Consider the following 19,335-nt stretch of genomic DNA (forward strand, 5'->3'; position numbering starts at 1 on the left):
GCGCCGCATCGACCCCCGCAATTCACCCGGGAGTCACCTTCCGTTGACCGTGGATCACTCGCGGGTTAGCGGTGTGAGGGAATCGTGCGGGTTCATGACCGGCAGGCCCCGCACCACCCGCACGTCCCCCCTTCCCTCCGCCTCCCCCATGGCTCCCTCCGCCTCCCCCACGGCCCCTTCCGGACGCCCCGGCAGGGCGGCGTCCGCCCTGTCCCTGGGCGCGCTGGCCGTGTGCGCCGCGCTCACCGCGGGCTGCGGGGTCCTCCCGTCCGTCACCGGCGCAGCGGACACCGTCAAGGTCATGACCTGGGCGCCGCAGGACACCGACGCCACCAACAAACCGGGCATGCCGGCGATGGCCCTCGCCTACGCCAAGTGGATCAACTCCCAGGGCGGTATCGGCGGCCGCAAGATCCAGGTCCTGACCTGCAACGACCACAACAACAGCGTGGACGCCGCCAAGTGCGCCCGGCGCGCGGCCGACGAGGACGTGGTCGCCGTCGTCGGCTCCTACAGCCAGTTCGGCGACTCCTTCCTCGCCCCGCTGGAGAGCGCCGGCATCCCCTACATCGGGGGCTACGGCGTCACCACCGACGAGTTCACCGGGATGATGTCGTACCCGGTCAACGGCGGTCAGCCCGCGCTGCTCGCCGGGCTCGGCCGGGCGCTGTCGGGCAGCTGCGGCCCGGTCTCGCTGGTCCGCCCGGACAGCATCGCGGGCGACGAGCTGCCCGCCCTGCTCGACTCCGGCCTGAAGGCGGGCGGGCACCCCCAGGCGCAGGACCAGCTCGTGGCGGAGGACCTCACCGCGTACGGCGCCCCGTCCGACAAGGCGCTGCGGTACGCGGCCGGCGACACGCTGAAGAAGGGCTGTGTGGTGCCCGCGCTCGGCGACCGCACGGACACCTTCATGGACTCCTTCCGGCGCGAGCGCGCGGACTACCCGGCGGTGCGGCTCGGCACGGTGCTGGGCAGCGTCGACCAGACGATGATCAACGCGACCGGCGGTTCCTCGGGGCCGTACGAGGGGGCGTACGTCACCGGCTGGTACCCGCCCGCGAACGACGCCCGCTGGAAGCAGATGAAGCAGGTGATCAACAAGGAGGCGTTCGGCGACAACCGCATCGACCCCGCGGACGCCGGGGTGCAGACCACCTGGATCGCCTACTCCGTGCTGAAGGCCGTACTGGAGAAGATCGGCGACGGCGAGGTGAGCGCCGACTCGGTGCGCAAGACGCTGGACGGCGGTCTGGCGGTCTCCACCGGGGGCCTCACGCCCACCCTGCGCTGGCCCTACGAGGGCAAGCTGGCCTCGGTCGGCTTCCCGCGGATGGTGAACGCCGACGTCACCCTCCAGGTGGTGCGGGACGGCGAGCTGGTCGCGGCCCGCAAGGGCGTCGGCGGGATCGACGGCACCACCGACATGACCGGCACGCTGGAGAACGCGGACGTGGAGTAGGCCCCACGTCCGCCTTCCCCTGAGCCCGGCCCGCGTCCGCGTTCCCCGGAGCCGGGGCGGTCAGAGCTGGGTGGGCTGGCGCTGGGTCAGTCCGTACTTCACGGCGATGGCGTTCCACAGCGCCGCCGCCTTCGTCTTCTGCTGGCTCGCGGTGCCGCTCTCGCGGTTGCCGGCCTGCGCCTGGTCGGTGGTCTTCGCGTGGCCCTTGTGGCAGGTCTTCTTGCCGCCGCCCTTGACCTGGTCGGCCCAGGCCGCGTAGTGGTTGTCGGCCGCGGCCGAGGCCTGCCACGCCTTGGTCAGGGCGGCCGTCAGGGCGGCGTTGTCCGGCAGCTTGTCCACGCTGAGCTTGCCGAGCCGGGTGACCAGCTGGCTGCGCTGACCGGCCGCGCTGCGCAGATTGGTGGCGGCGCCGTCCAGGCTCGCGCACTGCTTGACGTCGGCCACCGACTTGATCACCGTGGCCCGGCTGCTGCCGCTGTCGGCGAGCAGCTTGTCCAGCTCGACCGCCTGGGCGCGGGCCGGATCGGCGGCGGGCGCGGAGCTCTGCGGGGCCGCGGAGGTGGCGGCCACCGTCTTGTTGTCGTCGGTGTCGGCCGAGGAGCCGCCGCCCTTGCTGAGCAGCGCGCCCGCGCCCACACCGACCACGACGATGCCGACACCGACGGCCGCGATCATGGGCACCTTCGACGGGCGGCGCCGGGGCCGCTCGTCCTGCCCGTCGTCATGGCGGGTGTACGGCGACGGGGGGCCGTCGTACGAGGGCTGGTAGGCGTCCGGCTGATAGGCGTCCGGCTGGTCGACGCGCGGGAGCTGCTGGGTGGAGCCGGCCGGGGCGTCACCGGCCGGGCCGCCGCGGAAGAGGTTGTCGAACTCGGCGGGCGGCTGGCGGTCCCCGCCCTGCCCCTGCGCCGGGCCCTGCCCCTGGGCCTGGGCCTGGTACGGCGGGATGTACTGGGTGGCATCGGCGTCGGAGGACGCGGGCGGGGTCTGCTGGTTGCCCCCGAGGTAGCGGGTCTGCTCACCGGGCGACTCGGGCGGCAGCGCCCCGGCGGTCACCGGCGGTATGTACTGCGTGGCGCCCTCGTCGGCGGGGGCCCCGGAGACCGGCGGCAGATAGTGGGTGGCGTTGTCCGCGGCCGGGGGCAGCGGGGCCGCGTGGCCGGGGGCCGGGTACGGCGGCTGCTGGTGCTGCGGCTGGTGCGCCTGGTGCTGAGGCTGCTGGTGGCCCTGCTGCTGGTACGGGTCCTGCGCCCCGTAGCCCGGCTGCTGACCGCCGTGACCGCCGTACGACGCCTGCTGCTGTCCGCCGTACGACGGCGCCGGTGCGCCCTCCGGGGGCAGCGGGCCCGCGCCGGACGGGGGCTGAGCGCCCTGGCCGCCGTGGTCGCCCCACTGCTGGGCGGGCGCCGGGGGCCAGCCCTGGCCCTGCGCTCCGGGCGGGGGCGTCTGCTGCTCGGGCCCCCAGGATCCGCCCCAGGCCTGCCCGCCGGCGGGCGTGGCGTTCATGCCCGGCAGCAGGGGCTCTCCTCCGTCGGAGGGCAGCACGATGCCTTCGTGCGCGGGCTGCGCCGAGAGCTCCTCGCCCTGTCCACTCTGCGTCACCGGGACTCCTACCAATGGGGGACCTTGTGAATCGTCGGGCCACGCTACCGGGTCCCCGGAGCCCCTTGCCACGCACCTCGGTCCGCGATCCGCCCACCCGCGACGGCAGTAACGGAACGGCCCCGCGCGACGCTGTATATGGCACCCGGTGTGCGCCGGGGTGGTGTTCGCCACATGTTCACGTCTGCGCGGGGCCGGTGTTCACGCGGCCTGCTGGAGATCCAGCCGGGCCCCGAATTCCCTTACGACCGCCTCGTCCCGGAAGGGTTCGAGGCGCTGCTGGAGGTCGTCCAGATACTCCGCGCCCCGGTTCGAGCGCAGTGTCTCCAGCAGTTCCACCGCCTTCATGCCGGTGGCGCAGGCCTGTTCGACCTCGCGCTGCTGTGCCTGGGCGGTGGCGAGCAGCACATAGCCGATCGCACGCCTGCGGGCCCGGGACTCGGGGTGTCCGGCCAGGGACTGCTCGGCGTAGCGCGCGGACTGCTCGGGCTGGCCGAGATCCCGGTGGCAGTGCGCCAACTCGTCGGCCAGATAGGCCCCGTCGAAGTGCCGGATCCACACCGGGTCGTCCCCGGAGTCCTCGTCGCACTGCTCCATCGCGGAGACCGCCCGCGCGGTCGCGGCGCCCGCCGCGCGCCCGTCCCCGAGCAGCGCGTGGCCGCGCGCCTCGGCCGCGTGGAACATCGCCTCCACCCGGGGGGTCGCATGCCCGCGTGCGCCCTCCTGCGCGGCGCGCGCCAACTGGGCGATCTCGCGCGGGTTTCCGAGCTGGGCGGCGAGATGGCTCATGGACGCGGCCAGCACATATCCGCCGTAGCCGCGGTCCCCGGCGGCCTGGGCGAGGCGCAGCGACTGGATGTAGTACCGCTGGGCCAGGCCGGGTTGGCCGGTGTCCACGGCCATGTAACCGGCGAGTTCGGTCAACCGAGCGACGGCGGCGAAGAGTTCGCGCCCGGTCGACTCGCGGTACGAGCCGGCGAGCAGTCCGGAGACGACGCTGTTCAGGTAGTGCACCAGGACCGGGCGCACATGTCCGCTGCCGAACTGGTGGTCCAGGTCGGTGAGGGCCTGGGTCATGGACCGGACGGCCGCCACGTCGGACTGGCCCACGCGCGGGCCCGCCTGCCGGGCCACCTGGGCGTCCGGCGCGGAGATCAGCCAGTCGCGGCTGGGCTCGACCAGCGCGGACGCGGCGACCGAGGAGCCGGAGAGGAAGTCCCGGCGCCCCACATCGCTGCGCCACAGCTCGCAGACCTGCTCGATGGCGCCCAGCACCGTCGGCGAGAACTGGAGGCCGACCCCGGAGGCGAGGTTCTTGCCGTTGGCCATGCCGATCTCGTCGATCGTGACCGCGCGCCCCAGCTTGCGGCCGAGGGCCTCCGCGATGATCGCGGGCGCCCGGCCCCGGGGCTGCTGGCCGCGCAGCCAGCGGGCCACGGACGTCTTGTCGTAGCGCAGATCGAGGCCGTGCTCGGCGCCGCACATGTTGACCCGCCGGGCAAGTCCGGCGTTGGAGCACCCCGCTTCCTGGATGAGTGCCTGCAGCCTTTCGTTCGGCTGCCTCGCGACGAGAGGCCTTGCGGCCATGTGCTACCCCCTGCGAACCCCTGGAGCGTGACCTTTCGGAAAGATCACTGCCCAGCTGACATACCGTCAATGCGTGACATGTGCGGTTTGCCGGGTACCGGCTGATGCCAACCCCACTCCTGGCTACCCAACTCACGCCCCGCCTCCTACCGCGCGCCCCCACCGGTGCACCCATGCGCCCCGGACGGGGAGGCGATGCTCCTCCCCCGGCGGGGCAAGGGCCGTAACTCCAGGTGGGTGCGGGAGTTGAGTGGGGCGTGGAAGAGACGATCGCGGCCGCCGAAGACAGTCAGATTGCCGGGCAGATTCCGCAGCAGCGCGGGGATTCGCCGCAGGAAACCGCCGTGCGCTACGCCGAGGAACGGCACTGGGACGTGTTCCCGGGGACCTGGCTGGAAGCCGTCCGCGGTGTGCCGCGCTGCTCCTGCGGCGAGGCGTCCTGCTCTGCGCCGGGTGCGCACCCCGCGCGCCCCGACTGGGCGACCCAGGCGACGGGGAGCGCCACGGTGGTACGGCGGCTGTGGCAGAAGCAGCCGACGGCGGCGGTGCTGTTGCCGACGGGGCGCACGTTCGACGCGCTGTCCGTCCCGGAGACCGCGGGGTTCCTGGCGCTGGCCCGCCTGGAGCGGATGGCGCTGACGCTCGGTCCGGTCGCGCTCTCTCCCGACCGGCGGATGCAGTTCTTCGTGCTGCCGGGCGGTTCGGCGAAGGTGCCGGAGCTGGTGCGGAAGTTGGGGTGGGTGCCCGACTCGCTCGATCTGGTGGCGCTCGGCGAGGGCGCGTATGTGGCGGCGCCGCCGACGCGGTTCGGGGGGCGGGGGGCGGTGCAGTGGGCGCGGCGGCCGACACCGGCGAACCGGTGGCTGCCGGATGTGGAGGAGCTGATCTCGGCGTTGGCGTACGCCTGCGGCCGGGACCGCTGACGACGCGGCTCTCCGTGCCCCTTTCCGCTCGTCACACCCCCCGTAACCTTCATGGCATGACCAACACCGCAGTGTGCATACGGGGGCTCTGGAAGCGGTTCGGGGAGCAGGTGGCCGTCGGGGGGATCGATCTGGAGCTGCCTGCGGGGAAGTTCATCGGGCTGGTGGGGCCGAACGGAGCCGGGAAGACGACCACGTTGTCCATGGTGACCGGGTTGCTCAGGCCGGACGAGGGCACCGTGGAGGTCGTCGGGCACGACGTCTGGCGGGACCCGGTGGCCGTGAAGGCGCGGATCGGGGTGCTGCCCGAGGGGCTGCGGCTGTTCGAGCGGCTGTCGGGGCGCGAACTCCTCGGCTACACAGGGCGGTTGCGCGGGCTGCCGGGGGCCGAGGTGGACAAGCGGGCCACCCAGCTGCTGGACGTGCTCGATCTGGCCGGCTCCCAGCACAAGCTGGTCGTCGACTACTCGACCGGCATGCGCAAGAAGATCGGCCTCGCCGCGGCGCTGCTGCACAACCCGGAAGTGCTGTTCCTGGACGAGCCGTTCGAGGGCGTGGACCCGGTGTCCGCGCAGACCATCCGGGGCGTCCTGGAGCGGTACACGGCCTCCGGTGCCACGGTCGTCTTCTCCTCCCATGTCATGGAGCTGGTCGAGTCGCTGTGCGACTGGGTCGCGGTGCTGGCGGTCGGCCGGATCCGCGCCGCCGGGCCGCTCGCCGAGGTGCGCGGCGCACACCCCACGCTCCAGGACGCGTTCCTGGAACTGGTCGGGGCGAACGGCAGGCAGGCCGGGTCCGATCTGGACTGGCTGGGCGGCGGGGCGCCCCGATGACGAACCTCACCGGCACCGTCGTACGTCTGAAGCTGTCGCTGCTGCGGGGCGGGCTGCGGCAGTCGCGGGGGCGGCGGGACGCGTTCATCGTCTCCAGCTCCTTCGCGCTGCTGTTCGCGCTCGCGCAGCTGCCGGGCATGATCCTGCTCAGCCGGGAGCCGGACGGCGAGGTGGTCTCGGTGACCGCCACGGCCGTACTGGCCCTGGGCTGGGCCTTCCTGCCGCTGTTCTTCCCGACCGGTGACGAGACGCTGGACCCGACCCGGCTGGTGATGCTGCCGCTGCGGCCGCTGCCGCTGATGCGCGCGCTGCTGGTGTCCTCCCTGGTCGGTGTCGGCCCGCTGGTCACCCTGCTGTTGCTGCTCGGCTGTGTGCTGGTGCCTGCGCGGGGCGCGGTGGGCTGGGTCACCGCGGTCGTCGCGCTGGTGCTCGCGCTGCTGGTGTGCGTGGCGCTGGCGCGGGCCGTGGCCGCCGCCAACGTACGGCTGCTCACCAGCCGCAGGGGCCGCGATCTGGCCGTGCTCAGCGGGCTGGTGATCGCCATCGGCAGCCAGCTGGTCAACTTCGCGGCGAGGCGCCTGGGTTCGGGTGGTCTCGGGCAGCTGCGCCCGGTCGCGGACGTGCTGTCCTGGGTGCCGCCCGCGTCGGCGGTGGCCGCGGTGCGTTCGGCGAGCGAGGGGTCGTACGGCATCGCGCTCGCCCAACTGGTCATCACCGCAGCCGCCTTGGCGGCCCTGGTCGTTGGCTGGGCGCGGAGCATGACCAAGCTGATGACCACGCCCGACGGGTCCACGCTCCAGGCCGCCGACGGCGGGCGCGCGGAGAGCAGGCGCACGGGCGGGCTCACGCGGCTGCTGCCCGCCGGGCGCACCGGCGCGGTCATGGAGCGCACCCTGCGCTATGTGTGGCGGGATCCGAAGACCAAGGCCGCCTGGGTGACCTCGCTGGCGATCGGGCTGCTCATCCCGGTGTTCTACGCGCTCCAGCACACCGGTTCGGTCTACTTCGCGTGCTTCGCCGCCGGGATGCTCGGCCTCCAGATGTACAACCAGTTCGGGCAGGACACCTCCGCCTTCTGGATGGTGGCTCTGACCATCTCCTCGCCCCGGGAGGCGTACGAGGAGCTGCGCGGCCGGGCCCTCGCGCTGCTGCTGGTCACGCTCCCCTACGCCGCGCTCGTCACGGTGCTGAACGTCGCCCTGCTGGACGCCTGGCCCATGCTGCCGCGGGTGCTGGGGATGTCCCTGGCGCTGCTCGGGGCGATGCTGGCGGCCGGGGCGTGGGCGTCGGCGCGGTATCCGTACTCCATCCCGCAGGAGGGCCTCAAGAGCGTCGTCCCCGGGCAGGCGGGCCTCGCCTGGATCAGCATCTTCGGCGGGATGCTCACCGCCGCCGTGCTGTGCGCCCCCTACATCGCCCTCACCGTCTGGCTGGCCCACGGCGCGGACGGCGTCGGACGCACCTGGCTGCTGCTGCCCGTCGGGGCGGTCTACGGCGCCGGGATCGCGCTGCTGGGGCTGCGTCTTGCGGCCCCGCGGGCGGCGGGGCGGCTGCCGGAGATCCTGGCGGCGGTCAGCAAGGGGTAGGTGCCCGGGGCTTCTCGCGGCGGCCGGTCAGGGGTGAGCGACCCGGAGATCCTGGCGGGGCCGGTCAGGGGCGAGCGCCACCGCTTGAGCTACGGCCGCTCGTCCCGCGCCCACGGCCCCAGCTTCTCCGGGTTGCGGACGACCCAGATCCGGGACACCCGGCCGCCGTCGAGCTCGAACGAGGCGACGGTCAGCACCACCCCGGCGCGCCGTGCCACCAGGCCCGGGGTGCCGTTGACCGAACACTCCAGGAGTTCGAGGCCGGGGGCCCGGTCGGCGATCGCGACCATGTACCGGGCGATGTGCGCGCCGCCCTCGACGGGGCGCAGCGCGGCTCCGGCCAGGCCGCCGCCGTCGGCGGTCAGCACGGCGGCCGGGTCGAGGAGGCCGACGAGGGCCGAGACGTTCTTGGCCTCCCACGCCTCCTTGACGTGCCGTACCGCCTCGGCGAGCCCGGCCGTCGGCTCCGGGGGCCGGGCGGCGTCCACCCGGCGCCGGGCGGAGGCCGCCAGCTGCTTGCAGGCGCCGGGGGTGCGGCCGAGGACCTCGGCGATCCGGGCGAAGGGGTACCGGAAGACGTCGTGCAGGACGAACGCGACGCGCTCGGCGGGCGTCATCGACTCCAGGATGACGAGGAAGGCCATCGTCACCGACTCGTCCAGGACGATCTGGTCGGCGGGGTCGGCGCCGCCCGGCGGGCCGCTCCCCTCCCGGCCCGGCAGGGGGTCGGGCAGCCACGCGCCGACATAGCGTTCGCGGCGGGCCCGCGCCGAGCCGAGCACGTCCAGGCAGACGCGGCCGGTCACCGTCGTCAGCCAGGCGCCCGGGTTCACGATCTCGGCGCGCCGGCCGCCCGGCAGCGCGTACCAGCGCGCGTACGCCTCCTGTACGGCGTCCTCGGCCTCGGCCAGTGAGCCGAGCAACCGGTAGGCCACATTGAGCAGTTGGCGCCGCTCACCGGCCACCTCGTCGGTGTCCGCCCCCGTCGCACTCATCCCCCGACCGCCTCCTCGCCTTACCTTTCGCGGGCCCGCGTCGTCGGGCTGATCGGACCTTACCGATCCACCGATCCACTGCCCACGGGCGGACAAGGGGAGCGTGACATGGCCAACCAGCCGACGGCACAGCGGACTTACTCGTTTCTGAGGTTCGCGATCGCCCTGCAGACCCTGACCATCTTCTGCCAGGCGGTCTCCGCCGGGCTGCTGCTGACGGTGTCGTACGGGCATGCGGTGCACGGCATCGGCGCCCGGGTGATGTACGGCGCGGCGATGCTGTACGTGCTCGCGGCGGTGCTGGCGTGGAAGCCGGGTGGCGGCTCGCCCCGGCCCATCTGGCACGCGACCGGCTTCCTCGTCCTCGCCTCGGTCCAGGTCGTGCTCGGCATCGCGCATGTCCCGTCGGTCCATGTCCCGCTGGGTGTCCTGATGTTCGGGCTGAGCGTGCTGGCGCTGGCCCGGCAGTGGGGCCCGGCGCGCTCCGGCCTCGCCCCGCACGGCCGGGGTGCGTAAGGTACGTGCGGCCCGGAGCCGCGCGGACGGCATGGCCGGGATCCGAGACGGGGGTGTCGGGGATGACGGACGCGACGGTCACCAGATCCGCGGACGACGAGAGCGACGAGGGCGAGACCGGCGACGGGCGGCCCGCGCCGCTGGACCGGCGGGTGTACGCCGTCGCGGCGGCGGTGTTCGCGCTGCTGATGGCGTTCTCCGCGCGCTACGGCTTCCACCGCGACGAGCTGTACTTCCTCGACTGCGCCCGGCACCTCCAGGCGAGCTATGTGGACCAGCCGGTGCTGGCACCCCTGCTGGCCCGGGTCTCGCTGGAGCTGTTCGGGGTCTCGGCGACGGGCCTGCGGCTGTTCCCCGCGCTGGCCGCGGCGGGCACGGTGGTGGTGGGCGCCCTGACCGCGCGGGAGTTCGGCGGCGCCCGGCGCCCGCAGCTGCTCGCGGCGGTCGCGACGGCCACCATGCCGGTGCTGCTGGGCAGCGCGCACATCGCCAACACCACGTCGTACGAGACGCTGGCGTGGGCGGCGATCGCGCTGGTGGTGGTGCGGATCGGCCGCACCGGCGACACCCGGTGGTGGCTCGCCGCGGGGGCGCTGGTCGGGGTCGGCGCGGAGTTCAACCACCTCGCGGCGATCTTCGGGGCCGTGCTGCTGGCGGCGGTGCTGCTCGGGCCGGCCCGGCGGACCGCGGCCGACCGGCGGCTGCTCGCGGGCGCGCTGATCGCCGCTCTGCCGGTGCTGCCCGATCTGTGGTGGCAGTCGCGGCACGGCTGGGCCATGTTCGCGATGACGCGGGCGCTGAACGCGGAGCACGGCGGGCCGGGGAACATCGTCACCTGGATCGTGGGCCAGCTGGGCATGTCCTGTCTGGCGATGATCATGGTGTGGGTGGCCGGGCTGCGGTTCCTGTGGCGGTCCCGGCGGCCGCTGTGGCGGAGCCTGGCGCTCGCGTACGGCGTGCTGTTCGTGCTGTTCGCGGTGACGACCGGGGCGCAGGTGTACTACCTGGCCGGGCTGTATGTGTGCCTGCTCGCGGCGGGCGCGGTGGTGCTCGACGGGACGCTGTACACGGGCCGGGAGCGGCTGCGCGGCCTGGTGCTCGGCACCGCCGTCGCGACCGCGGTGTCCGCCGTGATCGTGCTGCCGGTGCTGCCGCCGTCCGACGTGGCCTGGACGTACGGCATCAGCCCGATCTCCGGGGAGACACAGGGCTGGCCCCGGCTGGTGGGGACCGTGCGGCAGGTGTGGACCGGGCTGCCTGCCGGGCGGCGCGCGCATGCGGTGATCTTCGCGGCGGACTACGGCGAGGCGGGCGCCGTCAATGAACTGGGGCGCGGCACCGGGCTGCCGACGGCCGTGGGCGCGCAGAACACCGACTGGTGGTGGGGCCCCGGCGACGCGGGCGCCACGACGGTGGTGGCGATCGCGCCCAACCCCCGGTATCTGCCGGGGTACGAGGCCAGGCTGCGCCGGTACTTCCGGGACGTACGGGAGGCGGCGACGCTGTCCGACCCCGGAGGCGCGCCGAACATCGAGCGGGGCGGGCATGTGTATGTGTGCGAGGGGCCGCGGCGGGCGTGGGGGGAGATCTGGCCGGAGCTGCGGCTGTACGCGTGAGCACACACCGCGTCCCGACGCACCGTTTTTGCGAATGGGTGTTCGAAAATACTGCCCCTGCGGACAACACCGCTCATTCGAGTGACACCGCGTCAGGAATGATCGCCGTCGCGGAGGGGATCTTTCTGGCGGGAGGCGGACCGCTCGGGGAAATCGGTCCGAGGGGGACTGACCCTGGGAGCTCGGGGCTCCGGGTCAGCGCAGGGGAGGACAGGCCCCGGCGCCGAAAGGCGCCGGGGCACTCTGTCGTCCGGGGGACCCGGTGCGGCTCGGTGCTCGGCTCAGCGCTTGGCGACGAACACATGGGAGGCGATGTCGGCCTCCAGCTCGGCCGCCTCGCCGCCGCTGCCGACCAGCACCCCGCCCGCCGACTCGGTCACGCTCACCACGGAACCGGGCTGCACTCCGGCCCGGCGCAGGGTGTACATCAGCTGCGCGTCCATCTGGATGGGCTCGCCGATCCGGCGGACGACGACGGTCTTGCCGTCCGTGCCCGCGTCCAGGTCGGCGAGCGAGACCATGCCCTCGTCCAGGAACGGATCGGCGCCGTCCTTCTCGCCCAGTTCCTCAAGGCCCGGGATCGGGTTGCCGTACGGCGACTCGGTCGGATGGCGCAGCAGCTCCATGACGCGGCGCTCGACGGCCTCGCTCATCACGTGCTCCCAGCGGCAGGCCTCCGCGTGCACCTGCTCCCACTCCAGGCCGATCACATCGACCAGCAGGCACTCGGCGAGGCGGTGCTTGCGCATCACCCGGGTGGCGAGCCTGCGGCCCTCGCCGGTCAGCTCCAGATGGCGGTCGCTGGCGACGGCGACCAGGCCGTCCCGCTCCATCCGCGCCACCGTCTGGCTCACCGTCGGCCCGCTCTGGTCGAGCCGCTCCGCGATCCGGGCGCGCATGGGGACGACGCCTTCCTCCTCCAGTTCGAGGATGGTGCGGAGATACATCTCCGTGGTGTCGATCAGTCCGGACATACGTGCCCCTCGATTACCTCTGCCGGCACCTGGCGCGTGCGCTGGCCTCAACCCAATTCTGCCGGATCCCACTGACAAGCGGGTGGCACCGGGGGAACGGGGCGGATTCGGGGCGCGGGAGCGGGTCCCGGCACCGGAATGGGCAACGCCGTATTGACACCGTACTGGTCCAGACCGCACCGTGATCCGCGACACAGACGCTGCGAAGGGGCACCGCATGAGCGACGGCACGCCTGCCGACCTGTTCTTCGACGCCGCCATCAACCTCCTGCGACGGCTCAGGGAGGAAGAGGCGGAGGCGATCGAGTCCGCCGGGACCCTGCTCGCCGACACCGTCGAAAGCGGCGGCCGCCTGTTCGCCTTCGGTGCCGGGCACTCCTCGCTCGCCGCGCAGGACGTCGTCTACCGCGCGGGCGGACTCGCCCTGATGAACCTGCTCACCGTCCCCGGTGTGGTGGGCGTGGACGTCACCCCGGCCACCCTCGGCTCCGCGCTCGAACGCGTCGACGGGCTCGCGAGCGCCGTGCTCGACACCTCGCCGCTGCGCTCCGGCGACGCCCTCATGATCATCTCCCTGTCGGGGCGCAACGCGCTGCCCGTCGAGATGGCCCAGCGGGCCCGTGCCCTCGGCATCAAGGTGATCGGCGTGACCTCCGTGGCGTACGCGGCGCAGACGACGTCCCGGCACTCCTCCGGCACGTTCCTGAAGGACCACTGCGATCTCGTCCTCGACTCGAAGATCGCGGTCGGCGACGCGGAGCTGACCCTGGACACCATCCCGGCCCCCTTCGCGCCCGCCTCCACCGTGGTCACCACGGCGCTGATGCAGGCCGTCCTCGCCACCACCGCCGCCACCCTCGCCGACCGCGGCATCGAACCCCCGCTGCTGCGCTCGGGGAACGTGGACGGCGGCCACGACTGGAACAACCGGGTGATGGACGAGTACGGCGACCGGATCTTCTACCGCCGCTGACCGCCCGGCCACGAGGGGCGCGGGACGCTAGCGCTCCCGCGTCGCCCCCGCGAGGTCCAGTGCCGCCGCTATCCGCAGCGCCACGTCCTCGGCGTACGACGCGTCCGAGCGCTCGAAGGGGGTGCGCGCGGCGCCGCGCAGGAAGGTCACGACGCCGAGCGTGCGGCCCCGGCTGCGCAGCACCGCGCACAGGGCGTGCACCGCGTCGCCGGGCCACTGCCGGCGCAGCGCCCACTCCCGGGCCAGTTCGGGCGGCACCGAGCCGGCCTCCGCGCGCACGCACCCGGTGCGCTCCACGCAGCTCAGCGCCGGATGCCCCGGCTCGTAGCGCACGGGCAGCCCGGCGGCCCCGGTGAGCACGCTCGGGCCCGGCGCCCCGGCGGGCGTGGCGGCCAGCCGTACGAGTCGTACCGTGCCCGCGCCACCCGCGTCCGGTGCCCGCGGCGCGTCGGCGAGCCGGTCGATCAGGGCGTGGTCGGCGAACCCGGCGAGGGCGTAGTCGAGGTGGACGGTGGCCGCCTCCAGCGGGTCCTCGCACTCGGCGGCGGCGCGGGCCGCGCGGTGCAGCTGCTTGGTGCGGAAGCGCAGCAGCGCGGCCTCCTGCTCGCCCCGCTTGGCCTCGGTGACGTCCGTGAAGAGCCAGCCGACCCCGAGCGGCACGGGCTCCTCGGCGAGCGGGGAGGCGAGCGGCAGGAAGGCGTTGCGCCAGCACCGGCGCTGTTCGCCCTCGGCGGGGCTGCGCAGGGTGACCCACACCTCGGCGGGCGCGGGCGGCGCGCCCTCGGCGAGGACATGGGTCAGCGCGGCCTCCAGTTCCTCCACGCCCTGCGCGAGCAGTTCGCCGAGCGGCCGGCCCAGCGCGGAGGCGCGCCCGATGCCGAGGGCGCGGGAGGCGTGCGCGTTGACGACGGCGGGGCGCAGATCGGCGTCGACCAGGACGACACCCCATTCGGCGTCCTCGAACAGGGCCTCGCTCAGGGCGATGGACCGCTCCAGGTCGATCTGCGCGTGCACCTCGCTGAAGGCGCAGTAGACGCCCGCGGGCTCGCCGTCGGCGTCCCGTACGGCGGCGGACTGGGTGCGCACGAGGACCCGGCCGCCGTCCTTGGTCAGCAGCGCGAACTCGTGCACCTGCCGTCCGGGCGCCCGCATCGCGGCGAGCAGCCGGGCCTGGACCTCCTCGGCGTCGGCGGTGCGCACCGCCCAGCCGGCGAAGCCGTGCCGCCCGACCGCGTCCTTGGCGCTCCAGCCGAGGATCCGCTCGGCCTCGCGGTTCCAGTGGGTGACGACGCCCTCCGCGTCGAAGGCGCACAGGGCCGCGTCCATGCCGTCGAGCAGCGCGGCCAGCAGATCGGACCCGCCGGGTTCCCCCGACGCGCCGGGCTCGTCGGGCCCCAGCTCATCGGTGGCCCCACTTCGCCGGGAAGCACTCACCTGGACCCCCTGCACGCTGCGTCGGCGCACGTAAGGCGCCCGTTCCGCTCACTGCCCTCATTCAACTCGAACGTGACGCAGCCCACATCCTGTTCCCTCAAGATGGAGGGAATCAATCCCCGGCTCCCGGCACCAGAAGTCGCAGGTCGACCCATTCGTCCCGCTCGCCGTCCAGCACGTAGCGCTCGACCTCCTCGAATCCCCGCCGCAGGGCGAACCGCAGTCCGTCGCCGTTCGCCGCCAGCACGCATGTCTCCACGACGCCCGCGCCCAGCGCGCGGGCCCGGTCCAGCGCGTTCCCGTAGATCACCGTCCCGAACCCCCGGCACCGGAATTCGGGCAGCACCCGGGCGATCACGGTCGCCACCCGCTCCTCCCCCAGCGGGGGCCGCACGGTGGAGCAGCCGACGAGGACGTCACCGGCGTACGCGTTCGCCAGCAGGTACCGCTCCCTGCGCACCCGGGCCTGCGCCGGTGACATCGCGGCGGGCGGCACCACCGCGTTGTGCACGAGCCGCCACTGCTCCAGCATGCCGTCGCCCTCGACCGGGGCCGTCCGAAGATCGGGAAGATCAGTCACAGTCGGCAGTCCTACCACCGATGACGCTCCGCCGTTCGGGCGATCCGGGGGCGTCGGCGGGTGTCCTGGAAAAAACAGTTGAGCCCGCCGCGGTCGGTTCCTAGGCTGGGGGCACACAGAAGGGAGGTGGTTCGGCAGATGTATGCATACCGGACGCGTGAGGTGGCTGCGGGCTAGCGGCTCGTCACCACGCTCAGTGCGGTGCCGGACCGGCACGTGAGGGATACGTGCAGCCGGCCCAATCCCAAGCAGTCACCCGACCCGCGAGCTGCCGGTACGTCCGGCCGGCTCCTCCCCGGAGGAACCCAGCTCGCGGGTCGTCTGCGTTCCCTGGCCCCTCAGGGGCTGAGGCGCTCGACCTTCCAGGTGCCGTCCGGGCGGGCGGTGTAGCGCAGCCGGTCGTGCAGCCGGTTCTCACGGCCCTGCCAGAACTCGACGGTCTCCGGTACGACGCGGAAGCCGCCCCAGTGCGGGGGCACCGGCACCCGCTCGTCCTCGGGGTAGCGGTCCGCCAACTCGGCGTACGCGGCGTCCAGTTCGGCACGCGAGCCGATCACCGTGGACTGCGCGCTGGCCCAGGCGCCCAGCTGGGAGCCGTGCGGCCGGGTGCGGAAGTAGGCGGCCGTCTCGTCCCGCCCGGTACGGCGGACCCCGCCCGTGACGATGACCTGCCGGGCCAGCGGATGCCAGGGGAAGAGCAGCGAGACGTACGGGTTCGCCGTGAGGTCCCGGCCCTTGCGGGAGTCGTAGTTCGTGTAGAAGACGAAGCCCTCGGTGTCGAACTGCTTCATCAGCACGGTGCGTGAGCTGGGCCGCCCCTCGGCATCCGCCGTGGCGACGACCATGGCGTTCGGCTCGTAGAGCGTGCCGTGGAGGGCCGCCCGGGCCGCATCCTCGAACCAGCGTGCGAACTGGTCCATGGGGTGCGTGGCGAGGTCCTGTTCGGCGAGTCCGTCGGCCCGGTACTGCTTGCGCATCGCGGCGGGGTCGAGGACGGGATCCAGGAGTGGTTCGCGGTCGGTCACGCGGTCATCTTGCCGTATCTAATGGGCCTGCTGGCACCCAGTGTCGTCAAGTCTCTCCAAGTGAGACATACGGGGTTATCGTGCTGATTCCAGGCCCGTTCAGAGCCGCGCCGCCCGCCCAGACGAGGAGCCGCCTGATGTCCGACTTCGTACCCGGGCTCGAAGGAGTCGTAGCGTTCGAGACGGAGATCGCCGAACCGGACAAGGAGGGCGGTGCCCTGCGCTACCGGGGCGTCGACATCGAGGACCTGGTCGGCCATGTCTCCTTCGGCAATGTGTGGGGCCTGCTGGTCGACGGCTCCTTCAACCCGGGGCTGCCGCCCGCCGAGCCCTTCCCCATCCCGGTCCACTCCGGTGACATCCGCGTGGACGTCCAGTCCGCGCTCGCCATGCTGGCCCCGGTCTGGGGCCTCAAGCCCCTCCTCGACATCGACGAGCGCCAGGCCCGCGCCGACCTGGCGCGGGCCGCCGTCATGGCCCTGTCGTACGTCGCCCAGTCCGCGCGCGGGCAGGGCCTGGCGATGGTGCCGCAGCGGGAGATCGACAAGGCCAGGTCGGTGGTGGAGCGGTTCATGATCCGCTGGCGCGGGGAGCCGGACCCCCGGCATGTCGCGGCGGTCGACGCGTACTGGACGTCGGCCGCGGAGCACGGCATGAACGCGTCCACGTTCACCGCGCGGGTCATCGCCTCCACCGGCGCGGACGTCGCCGCCGCGCTCTCGGGCGCGGTCGGCGCGATGTCCGGCCCGCTGCACGGCGGCGCGCCCTCCCGGGTGCTCGGGATGATCGAGGAGATCGAGCGCACCGGGGACGCGCAGGGCTATGTGAAACGGGCCCTGGACCGGGGCGAGCGGCTCATGGGCTTCGGGCACCGGGTGTACCGGGCCGAGGACCCGCGGGCGCGGGTGCTGCGGCGCACGGCGCGGGAGTTGGGGGCGCCGCGGTTCGAGGTCGCGGAGGCGCTGGAGAAGGCGGCGCTGGAGGAGCTGCACAGCCGCAGGCCGGACCGGGTGCTGGCCACGAACGTGGAGTTCTGGGCGGCGATCATGCTGGACTTCGCGGAGGTCCCGGCGCACATGTTCACGTCGATGTTCACGTGTGCGCGCACGGCGGGGTGGTCGGCGCACATCCTCGAACAGCGGCGGACGGGCCGGCTGGTGCGGCCGACGGCCAGATATGTGGGGCCGGGGCCGCGGCGGCCGCAGGACATCGAGGGGTATGCGGACATCGCCCGGTAGAGCGCCCACGCGGCGGAGCCGCAGATCGACTCCGCCCCGTGCCCCTCAAGGGGCGTCGCTCACGCCGGTGTCAGCAGGTTTCCGTGATGCCGCTCCGCCACCAGCGGATGCGCCCGCAGCTTGCCCTTGAGTTCGTTGTAGCCGTACTCGGCGAACAGGGGGTTCGTCGGGTCGGTGGTGACGCCCGGGGCCTGGGTGGCGCCCGGGAAGGGAAGCGGGGCGACCTTGCCGTCCAGGCGGGGGTTGTAGAAGAACGGGATCGAGAAGCGTTCCGTCGCGCCGGCCGGGCTGACCACGCGGTGGTTGGTGGCGAGGAGGTAGCCGTCGGTGGCGACCTCCAGGAGTTCGCCGAGGTTGACGACGAAGGCGTCCTCCAGCGGCGGCACATCGTGGAAGCGGCCGTCCTCGCGCTGGACCTGGAGACCGCCGACGGTGTCCTGGAGGAGCAGGGTGAGGAAGCCGTAGTCCTTGTGCGCGCCGACGCCCTGGTCCGCGCCGTCGCCCGCGCTGCCGGGGTAGCGGACCAGCTTGAGGTGCGGGTGGGCCCGGTCGCCGAAGAGCGGGTCGTAGAAGTCGGCGGGGGCGCCGATGGCGGTCAGCAGCTCGTGCAGCAGGCGCTGGGCGACCGCGCTGAGCCGCTCGATCCAGGCGAGGGCGGCGGTGCGCAGCTCGGGCAGGGCGGCCGGCCACTGGTTGGGGCCCTGGAGCCACCAGTACGGCGGCTCACCGGGGCCGGGCACCCGGGCGGGCCGCTCGGCGCCGATGTCGAGCTGGTCGCGCCAGTCGCGGGCGCCGCCGGTGCGCTCGTCGCCGGTGCGCGTATAGCCGCGGAAATGCGGGGAGTTGACGTTGTCCAGCGCCAGCCGGTCGGCCTCCGGGAGCTCGAAGAAGGCACGCATGGCGGTGATCAGCGCGTCCGTCTCGGCCCTGGTCACGCCGTGCCCGACCAGCTGGAAGAAGCCGACGTCGTGCGCGGCGCCGTGCAGCTGGGCGTGCAGCAGCTCCCGGCTCCGGGAGCCGCGGTCGGCGGCGGAGAGATCGATGACGGGCAGCTGGTCGTACGACGCGGTCGTCGCGATGTGCGAGGTCATGGTGTGTCCGCAGGGTGTACGGGGCACGGGCGGCCGCAGGGGTACGCGGCCCCCGGGTGCCGGAAAAGGAAGAGTGCAGAACGCAGAGCGAAGCTGGGGGCTGGATCAGGCGGCGTGGCGCCGACAGCCCATGCTCGTGACGCGCACGTAGTCCACGTGGCGGCGTCGGACGAGCATCGGAAGCATGCGCCCAGAGTACTGCGCGCACCGCGATAGGGATGTGGCCCGGCTCACTCCGCCGGAACCCAGCGGCGACCCGGCGCCGACCCGGCGGCTCAGCCGAGCGACGCCTCCACCAGGGCCGCCCACTGGGCGACGACCCGCTCGCGGCGGGCCGTGTCGTCGGTGAGGACGTTGGCGAGGCCGAGGCCGCGGGCCATGTCGAGGAGGCCCTGGACGGTCTCGCGGACGCCGGGACGGGACTCGTCGGCGCGCAGCAGGTCGACGGCGATGCGATGGGTCTCGCGGCCGACACGGGCCTCCAGTTCGGTGACCCGGCCGCGCAGTTGCTCCTCGTTGGAGGCGGCCACCCACAGCTGCAGGGCGGCCCGGAACAGGGGGCCGGTGTAGAGGTCGACCAGGGCGCTGACGACGGCCCGGCGATCGCCCCGCACGCCGTCCGGGAACAGATCGCGCAGCGCGCTGGAGCGCTCCTCGGCGACATACTCGACGGCCGCGGTGAACAGGTCCTCGCGGGTCGGGAAGTGGTGCTGGGCCGCGCCCCGGGAGACCCCGGCGCGCTCGGCGACGACGGCGACCGTGGAGCCCGCCCAGCCGTGTTCGGCGAGACAGGCGACGGCGGCCTCCAGGAGCCGCTGCCGGGTGGCCCGGCTGCGGTCCTGTTTGGGCTGCCGGTCACGGTCCGCCCGTGGTCCGCGGGCGCGGTCCGCCGTCGTACTCATC

The 19,335-nt window shown here is 73.4% G+C and carries 17 protein-coding genes; 8 read left to right on the plus strand and 9 right to left on the minus strand.

Translation table 11 applies throughout. The features are described from left to right. The first annotated feature begins 94 nt into the window (after nucleotides 1–94). Nucleotides 95–1,459, plus strand: coding sequence for an ABC transporter substrate-binding protein (locus AB0N90_RS27135; RefSeq protein ID WP_365200965.1), 1,365 nt, complete (start codon nucleotides 95–97; stop codon nucleotides 1,457–1,459). Between the two features lie 60 nt (nucleotides 1,460–1,519). On the opposite strand, the gene AB0N90_RS27140 is transcribed toward AB0N90_RS27135, so the two are convergent. Then, nucleotides 1,520–3,061, minus strand: coding sequence for a hypothetical protein (locus tag AB0N90_RS27140; protein WP_365200967.1), 1,542 nt, complete (start codon nucleotides 3,059–3,061; stop codon nucleotides 1,520–1,522). A gap of 201 nt (nucleotides 3,062–3,262) precedes the next feature. Further along, on the minus strand, nucleotides 3,263–4,648 hold the full coding sequence (locus tag AB0N90_RS27145) for a transcriptional regulator (protein ID WP_365200970.1): 1,386 nt from the start codon (nucleotides 4,646–4,648) through the stop codon (nucleotides 3,263–3,265). Between the two features lie 257 nt (nucleotides 4,649–4,905). On the opposite strand from AB0N90_RS27145, the gene AB0N90_RS27150 reads away from it, so the two are divergent. Genes AB0N90_RS27150 through AB0N90_RS27160 form a run of 3 tightly spaced genes read left to right on the plus strand, consistent with a single transcriptional unit; the run spans nucleotide 4,906 to nucleotide 7,990 of the window. Then, a complete protein-coding gene (locus tag AB0N90_RS27150; RefSeq protein WP_361674269.1) occupies nucleotides 4,906–5,571 on the plus strand; it encodes a bifunctional DNA primase/polymerase in 666 nt (221 codons plus the stop codon). 56 nt (nucleotides 5,572–5,627) lie between these two features. Continuing rightward, nucleotides 5,628–6,404: an ABC transporter ATP-binding protein gene (locus AB0N90_RS27155; RefSeq protein ID WP_365200973.1), complete on the plus strand. Its 777-nt coding sequence runs from the start codon at nucleotides 5,628–5,630 to the stop codon at nucleotides 6,402–6,404. Next, nucleotides 6,401–7,990, plus strand: a complete 1,590-nt coding sequence (locus tag AB0N90_RS27160) for a transporter (protein WP_365200976.1) — start codon at nucleotides 6,401–6,403, stop codon at nucleotides 7,988–7,990. Before AB0N90_RS27155 ends, AB0N90_RS27160 begins: the two co-directional genes overlap by 4 nt. A gap of 89 nt (nucleotides 7,991–8,079) precedes the next feature. Here AB0N90_RS27160 and sigJ read toward each other — a convergent pair whose 3' ends face one another. Then, nucleotides 8,080–8,985 carry an RNA polymerase sigma factor SigJ gene (gene sigJ, locus AB0N90_RS27165; RefSeq protein WP_365200979.1) on the minus strand — a complete coding sequence of 302 codons (906 nt, stop codon included), beginning with the start codon at nucleotides 8,983–8,985 and terminating at the stop codon, nucleotides 8,080–8,082. Between the two features lie 108 nt (nucleotides 8,986–9,093). On the opposite strand from sigJ, the gene AB0N90_RS27170 reads away from it, so the two are divergent. Together AB0N90_RS27170 and AB0N90_RS27175 are read left to right on the plus strand one after the other, a co-directional pair. Then, entirely contained in the window at nucleotides 9,094–9,501 is a 408-nt protein-coding gene (locus AB0N90_RS27170) for a hypothetical protein (RefSeq protein WP_365200981.1), read from the plus strand. Between the two features lie 62 nt (nucleotides 9,502–9,563). Beyond that, nucleotides 9,564–11,117 (plus strand): glycosyltransferase family 39 protein, encoded by a 1,554-nt coding sequence (locus tag AB0N90_RS27175; RefSeq protein ID WP_365200984.1) that lies wholly within the window; start codon nucleotides 9,564–9,566, stop codon nucleotides 11,115–11,117. A 281-nt stretch (nucleotides 11,118–11,398) separates the two neighbouring features. Here AB0N90_RS27175 and AB0N90_RS27180 read toward each other — a convergent pair whose 3' ends face one another. Continuing rightward, nucleotides 11,399–12,091 carry a metal-dependent transcriptional regulator gene (locus AB0N90_RS27180; RefSeq protein ID WP_037662230.1) on the minus strand — a complete coding sequence of 231 codons (693 nt, stop codon included), beginning with the start codon at nucleotides 12,089–12,091 and terminating at the stop codon, nucleotides 11,399–11,401. A gap of 217 nt (nucleotides 12,092–12,308) precedes the next feature. On the opposite strand from AB0N90_RS27180, the gene AB0N90_RS27185 reads away from it, so the two are divergent. Further along, a complete protein-coding gene (locus tag AB0N90_RS27185; RefSeq protein ID WP_365200987.1) occupies nucleotides 12,309–13,064 on the plus strand; it encodes an SIS domain-containing protein in 756 nt (251 codons plus the stop codon). A gap of 27 nt (nucleotides 13,065–13,091) precedes the next feature. Here AB0N90_RS27185 and AB0N90_RS27190 read toward each other — a convergent pair whose 3' ends face one another. From AB0N90_RS27190 to pdxH, 3 genes are all read right to left on the minus strand, one after another. Continuing rightward, the gene (locus AB0N90_RS27190; protein WP_361674281.1) at nucleotides 13,092–14,498 is read right to left on the minus strand and encodes a PAS domain-containing protein; all 1,407 of its coding nucleotides are present in this window, start codon (nucleotides 14,496–14,498) and stop codon (nucleotides 13,092–13,094) included. 112 nt (nucleotides 14,499–14,610) lie between these two features. Then, nucleotides 14,611–15,078 (minus strand): GNAT family N-acetyltransferase, encoded by a 468-nt coding sequence (locus AB0N90_RS27195; RefSeq protein WP_365200991.1) that lies wholly within the window; start codon nucleotides 15,076–15,078, stop codon nucleotides 14,611–14,613. A gap of 338 nt (nucleotides 15,079–15,416) precedes the next feature. Continuing rightward, nucleotides 15,417–16,103, minus strand: a complete 687-nt coding sequence (gene pdxH, locus AB0N90_RS27200) for a pyridoxamine 5'-phosphate oxidase (protein ID WP_365200993.1) — start codon at nucleotides 16,101–16,103, stop codon at nucleotides 15,417–15,419. Nucleotides 16,104–16,240: 137 nt separating this feature from the next. On the opposite strand from pdxH, the gene AB0N90_RS27205 reads away from it, so the two are divergent. Continuing rightward, on the plus strand, nucleotides 16,241–17,341 hold the full coding sequence (locus AB0N90_RS27205) for a citrate synthase 2 (protein WP_361674287.1): 1,101 nt from the start codon (nucleotides 16,241–16,243) through the stop codon (nucleotides 17,339–17,341). Nucleotides 17,342–17,400: 59 nt separating this feature from the next. On the opposite strand, the gene AB0N90_RS27210 is transcribed toward AB0N90_RS27205, so the two are convergent. Together AB0N90_RS27210 and AB0N90_RS27215 are read right to left on the minus strand one after the other, a co-directional pair. Further along, on the minus strand, nucleotides 17,401–18,432 hold the full coding sequence (locus AB0N90_RS27210; RefSeq protein ID WP_365200996.1) for a 2-oxoglutarate and iron-dependent oxygenase domain-containing protein: 1,032 nt from the start codon (nucleotides 18,430–18,432) through the stop codon (nucleotides 17,401–17,403). A 275-nt stretch (nucleotides 18,433–18,707) separates the two neighbouring features. After that, entirely contained in the window at nucleotides 18,708–19,334 is a 627-nt protein-coding gene (locus AB0N90_RS27215; protein ID WP_365200999.1) for a TetR/AcrR family transcriptional regulator, read from the minus strand. Nucleotide 19,335: the final 1 nt, after the last annotated feature.

This window comes from Streptomyces sp. NPDC093018, assembly GCF_040684035.1.
In the GTDB taxonomy this organism is placed as follows: Bacteria; Actinomycetota; Actinomycetes; order Streptomycetales; family Streptomycetaceae; genus Streptomyces; species Streptomyces murinus.

Coding starts and splice junctions, on each gene's coding strand:
- AB0N90_RS27180 (WP_037662230.1), bottom strand. CDS start 12,091: ATGTCCGGACTGATCGACACCACGGAGATGTATCTCCGCACCATCCTC.
- sigJ (WP_365200979.1), bottom strand. CDS start 8,985: ATGAGTGCGACGGGGGCGGACACCGACGAGGTGGCCGGTGAGCGGCGC.
- AB0N90_RS27175 (WP_365200984.1), top strand. CDS start 9,564: ATGACGGACGCGACGGTCACCAGATCCGCGGACGACGAGAGCGACGAG.
- AB0N90_RS27185 (WP_365200987.1), top strand. CDS start 12,309: ATGAGCGACGGCACGCCTGCCGACCTGTTCTTCGACGCCGCCATCAAC.
- AB0N90_RS27135 (WP_365200965.1), top strand. CDS start 95: ATGACCGGCAGGCCCCGCACCACCCGCACGTCCCCCCTTCCCTCCGCC.
- AB0N90_RS27160 (WP_365200976.1), top strand. CDS start 6,401: ATGACGAACCTCACCGGCACCGTCGTACGTCTGAAGCTGTCGCTGCTG.
- AB0N90_RS27210 (WP_365200996.1), bottom strand. CDS start 18,432: ATGACCTCGCACATCGCGACGACCGCGTCGTACGACCAGCTGCCCGTC.
- AB0N90_RS27205 (WP_361674287.1), top strand. CDS start 16,241: ATGTCCGACTTCGTACCCGGGCTCGAAGGAGTCGTAGCGTTCGAGACG.
- AB0N90_RS27145 (WP_365200970.1), bottom strand. CDS start 4,648: ATGGCCGCAAGGCCTCTCGTCGCGAGGCAGCCGAACGAAAGGCTGCAG.
- AB0N90_RS27155 (WP_365200973.1), top strand. CDS start 5,628: ATGACCAACACCGCAGTGTGCATACGGGGGCTCTGGAAGCGGTTCGGG.
- AB0N90_RS27170 (WP_365200981.1), top strand. CDS start 9,094: ATGGCCAACCAGCCGACGGCACAGCGGACTTACTCGTTTCTGAGGTTC.
- AB0N90_RS27215 (WP_365200999.1), bottom strand. CDS start 19,334: ATGAGTACGACGGCGGACCGCGCCCGCGGACCACGGGCGGACCGTGAC.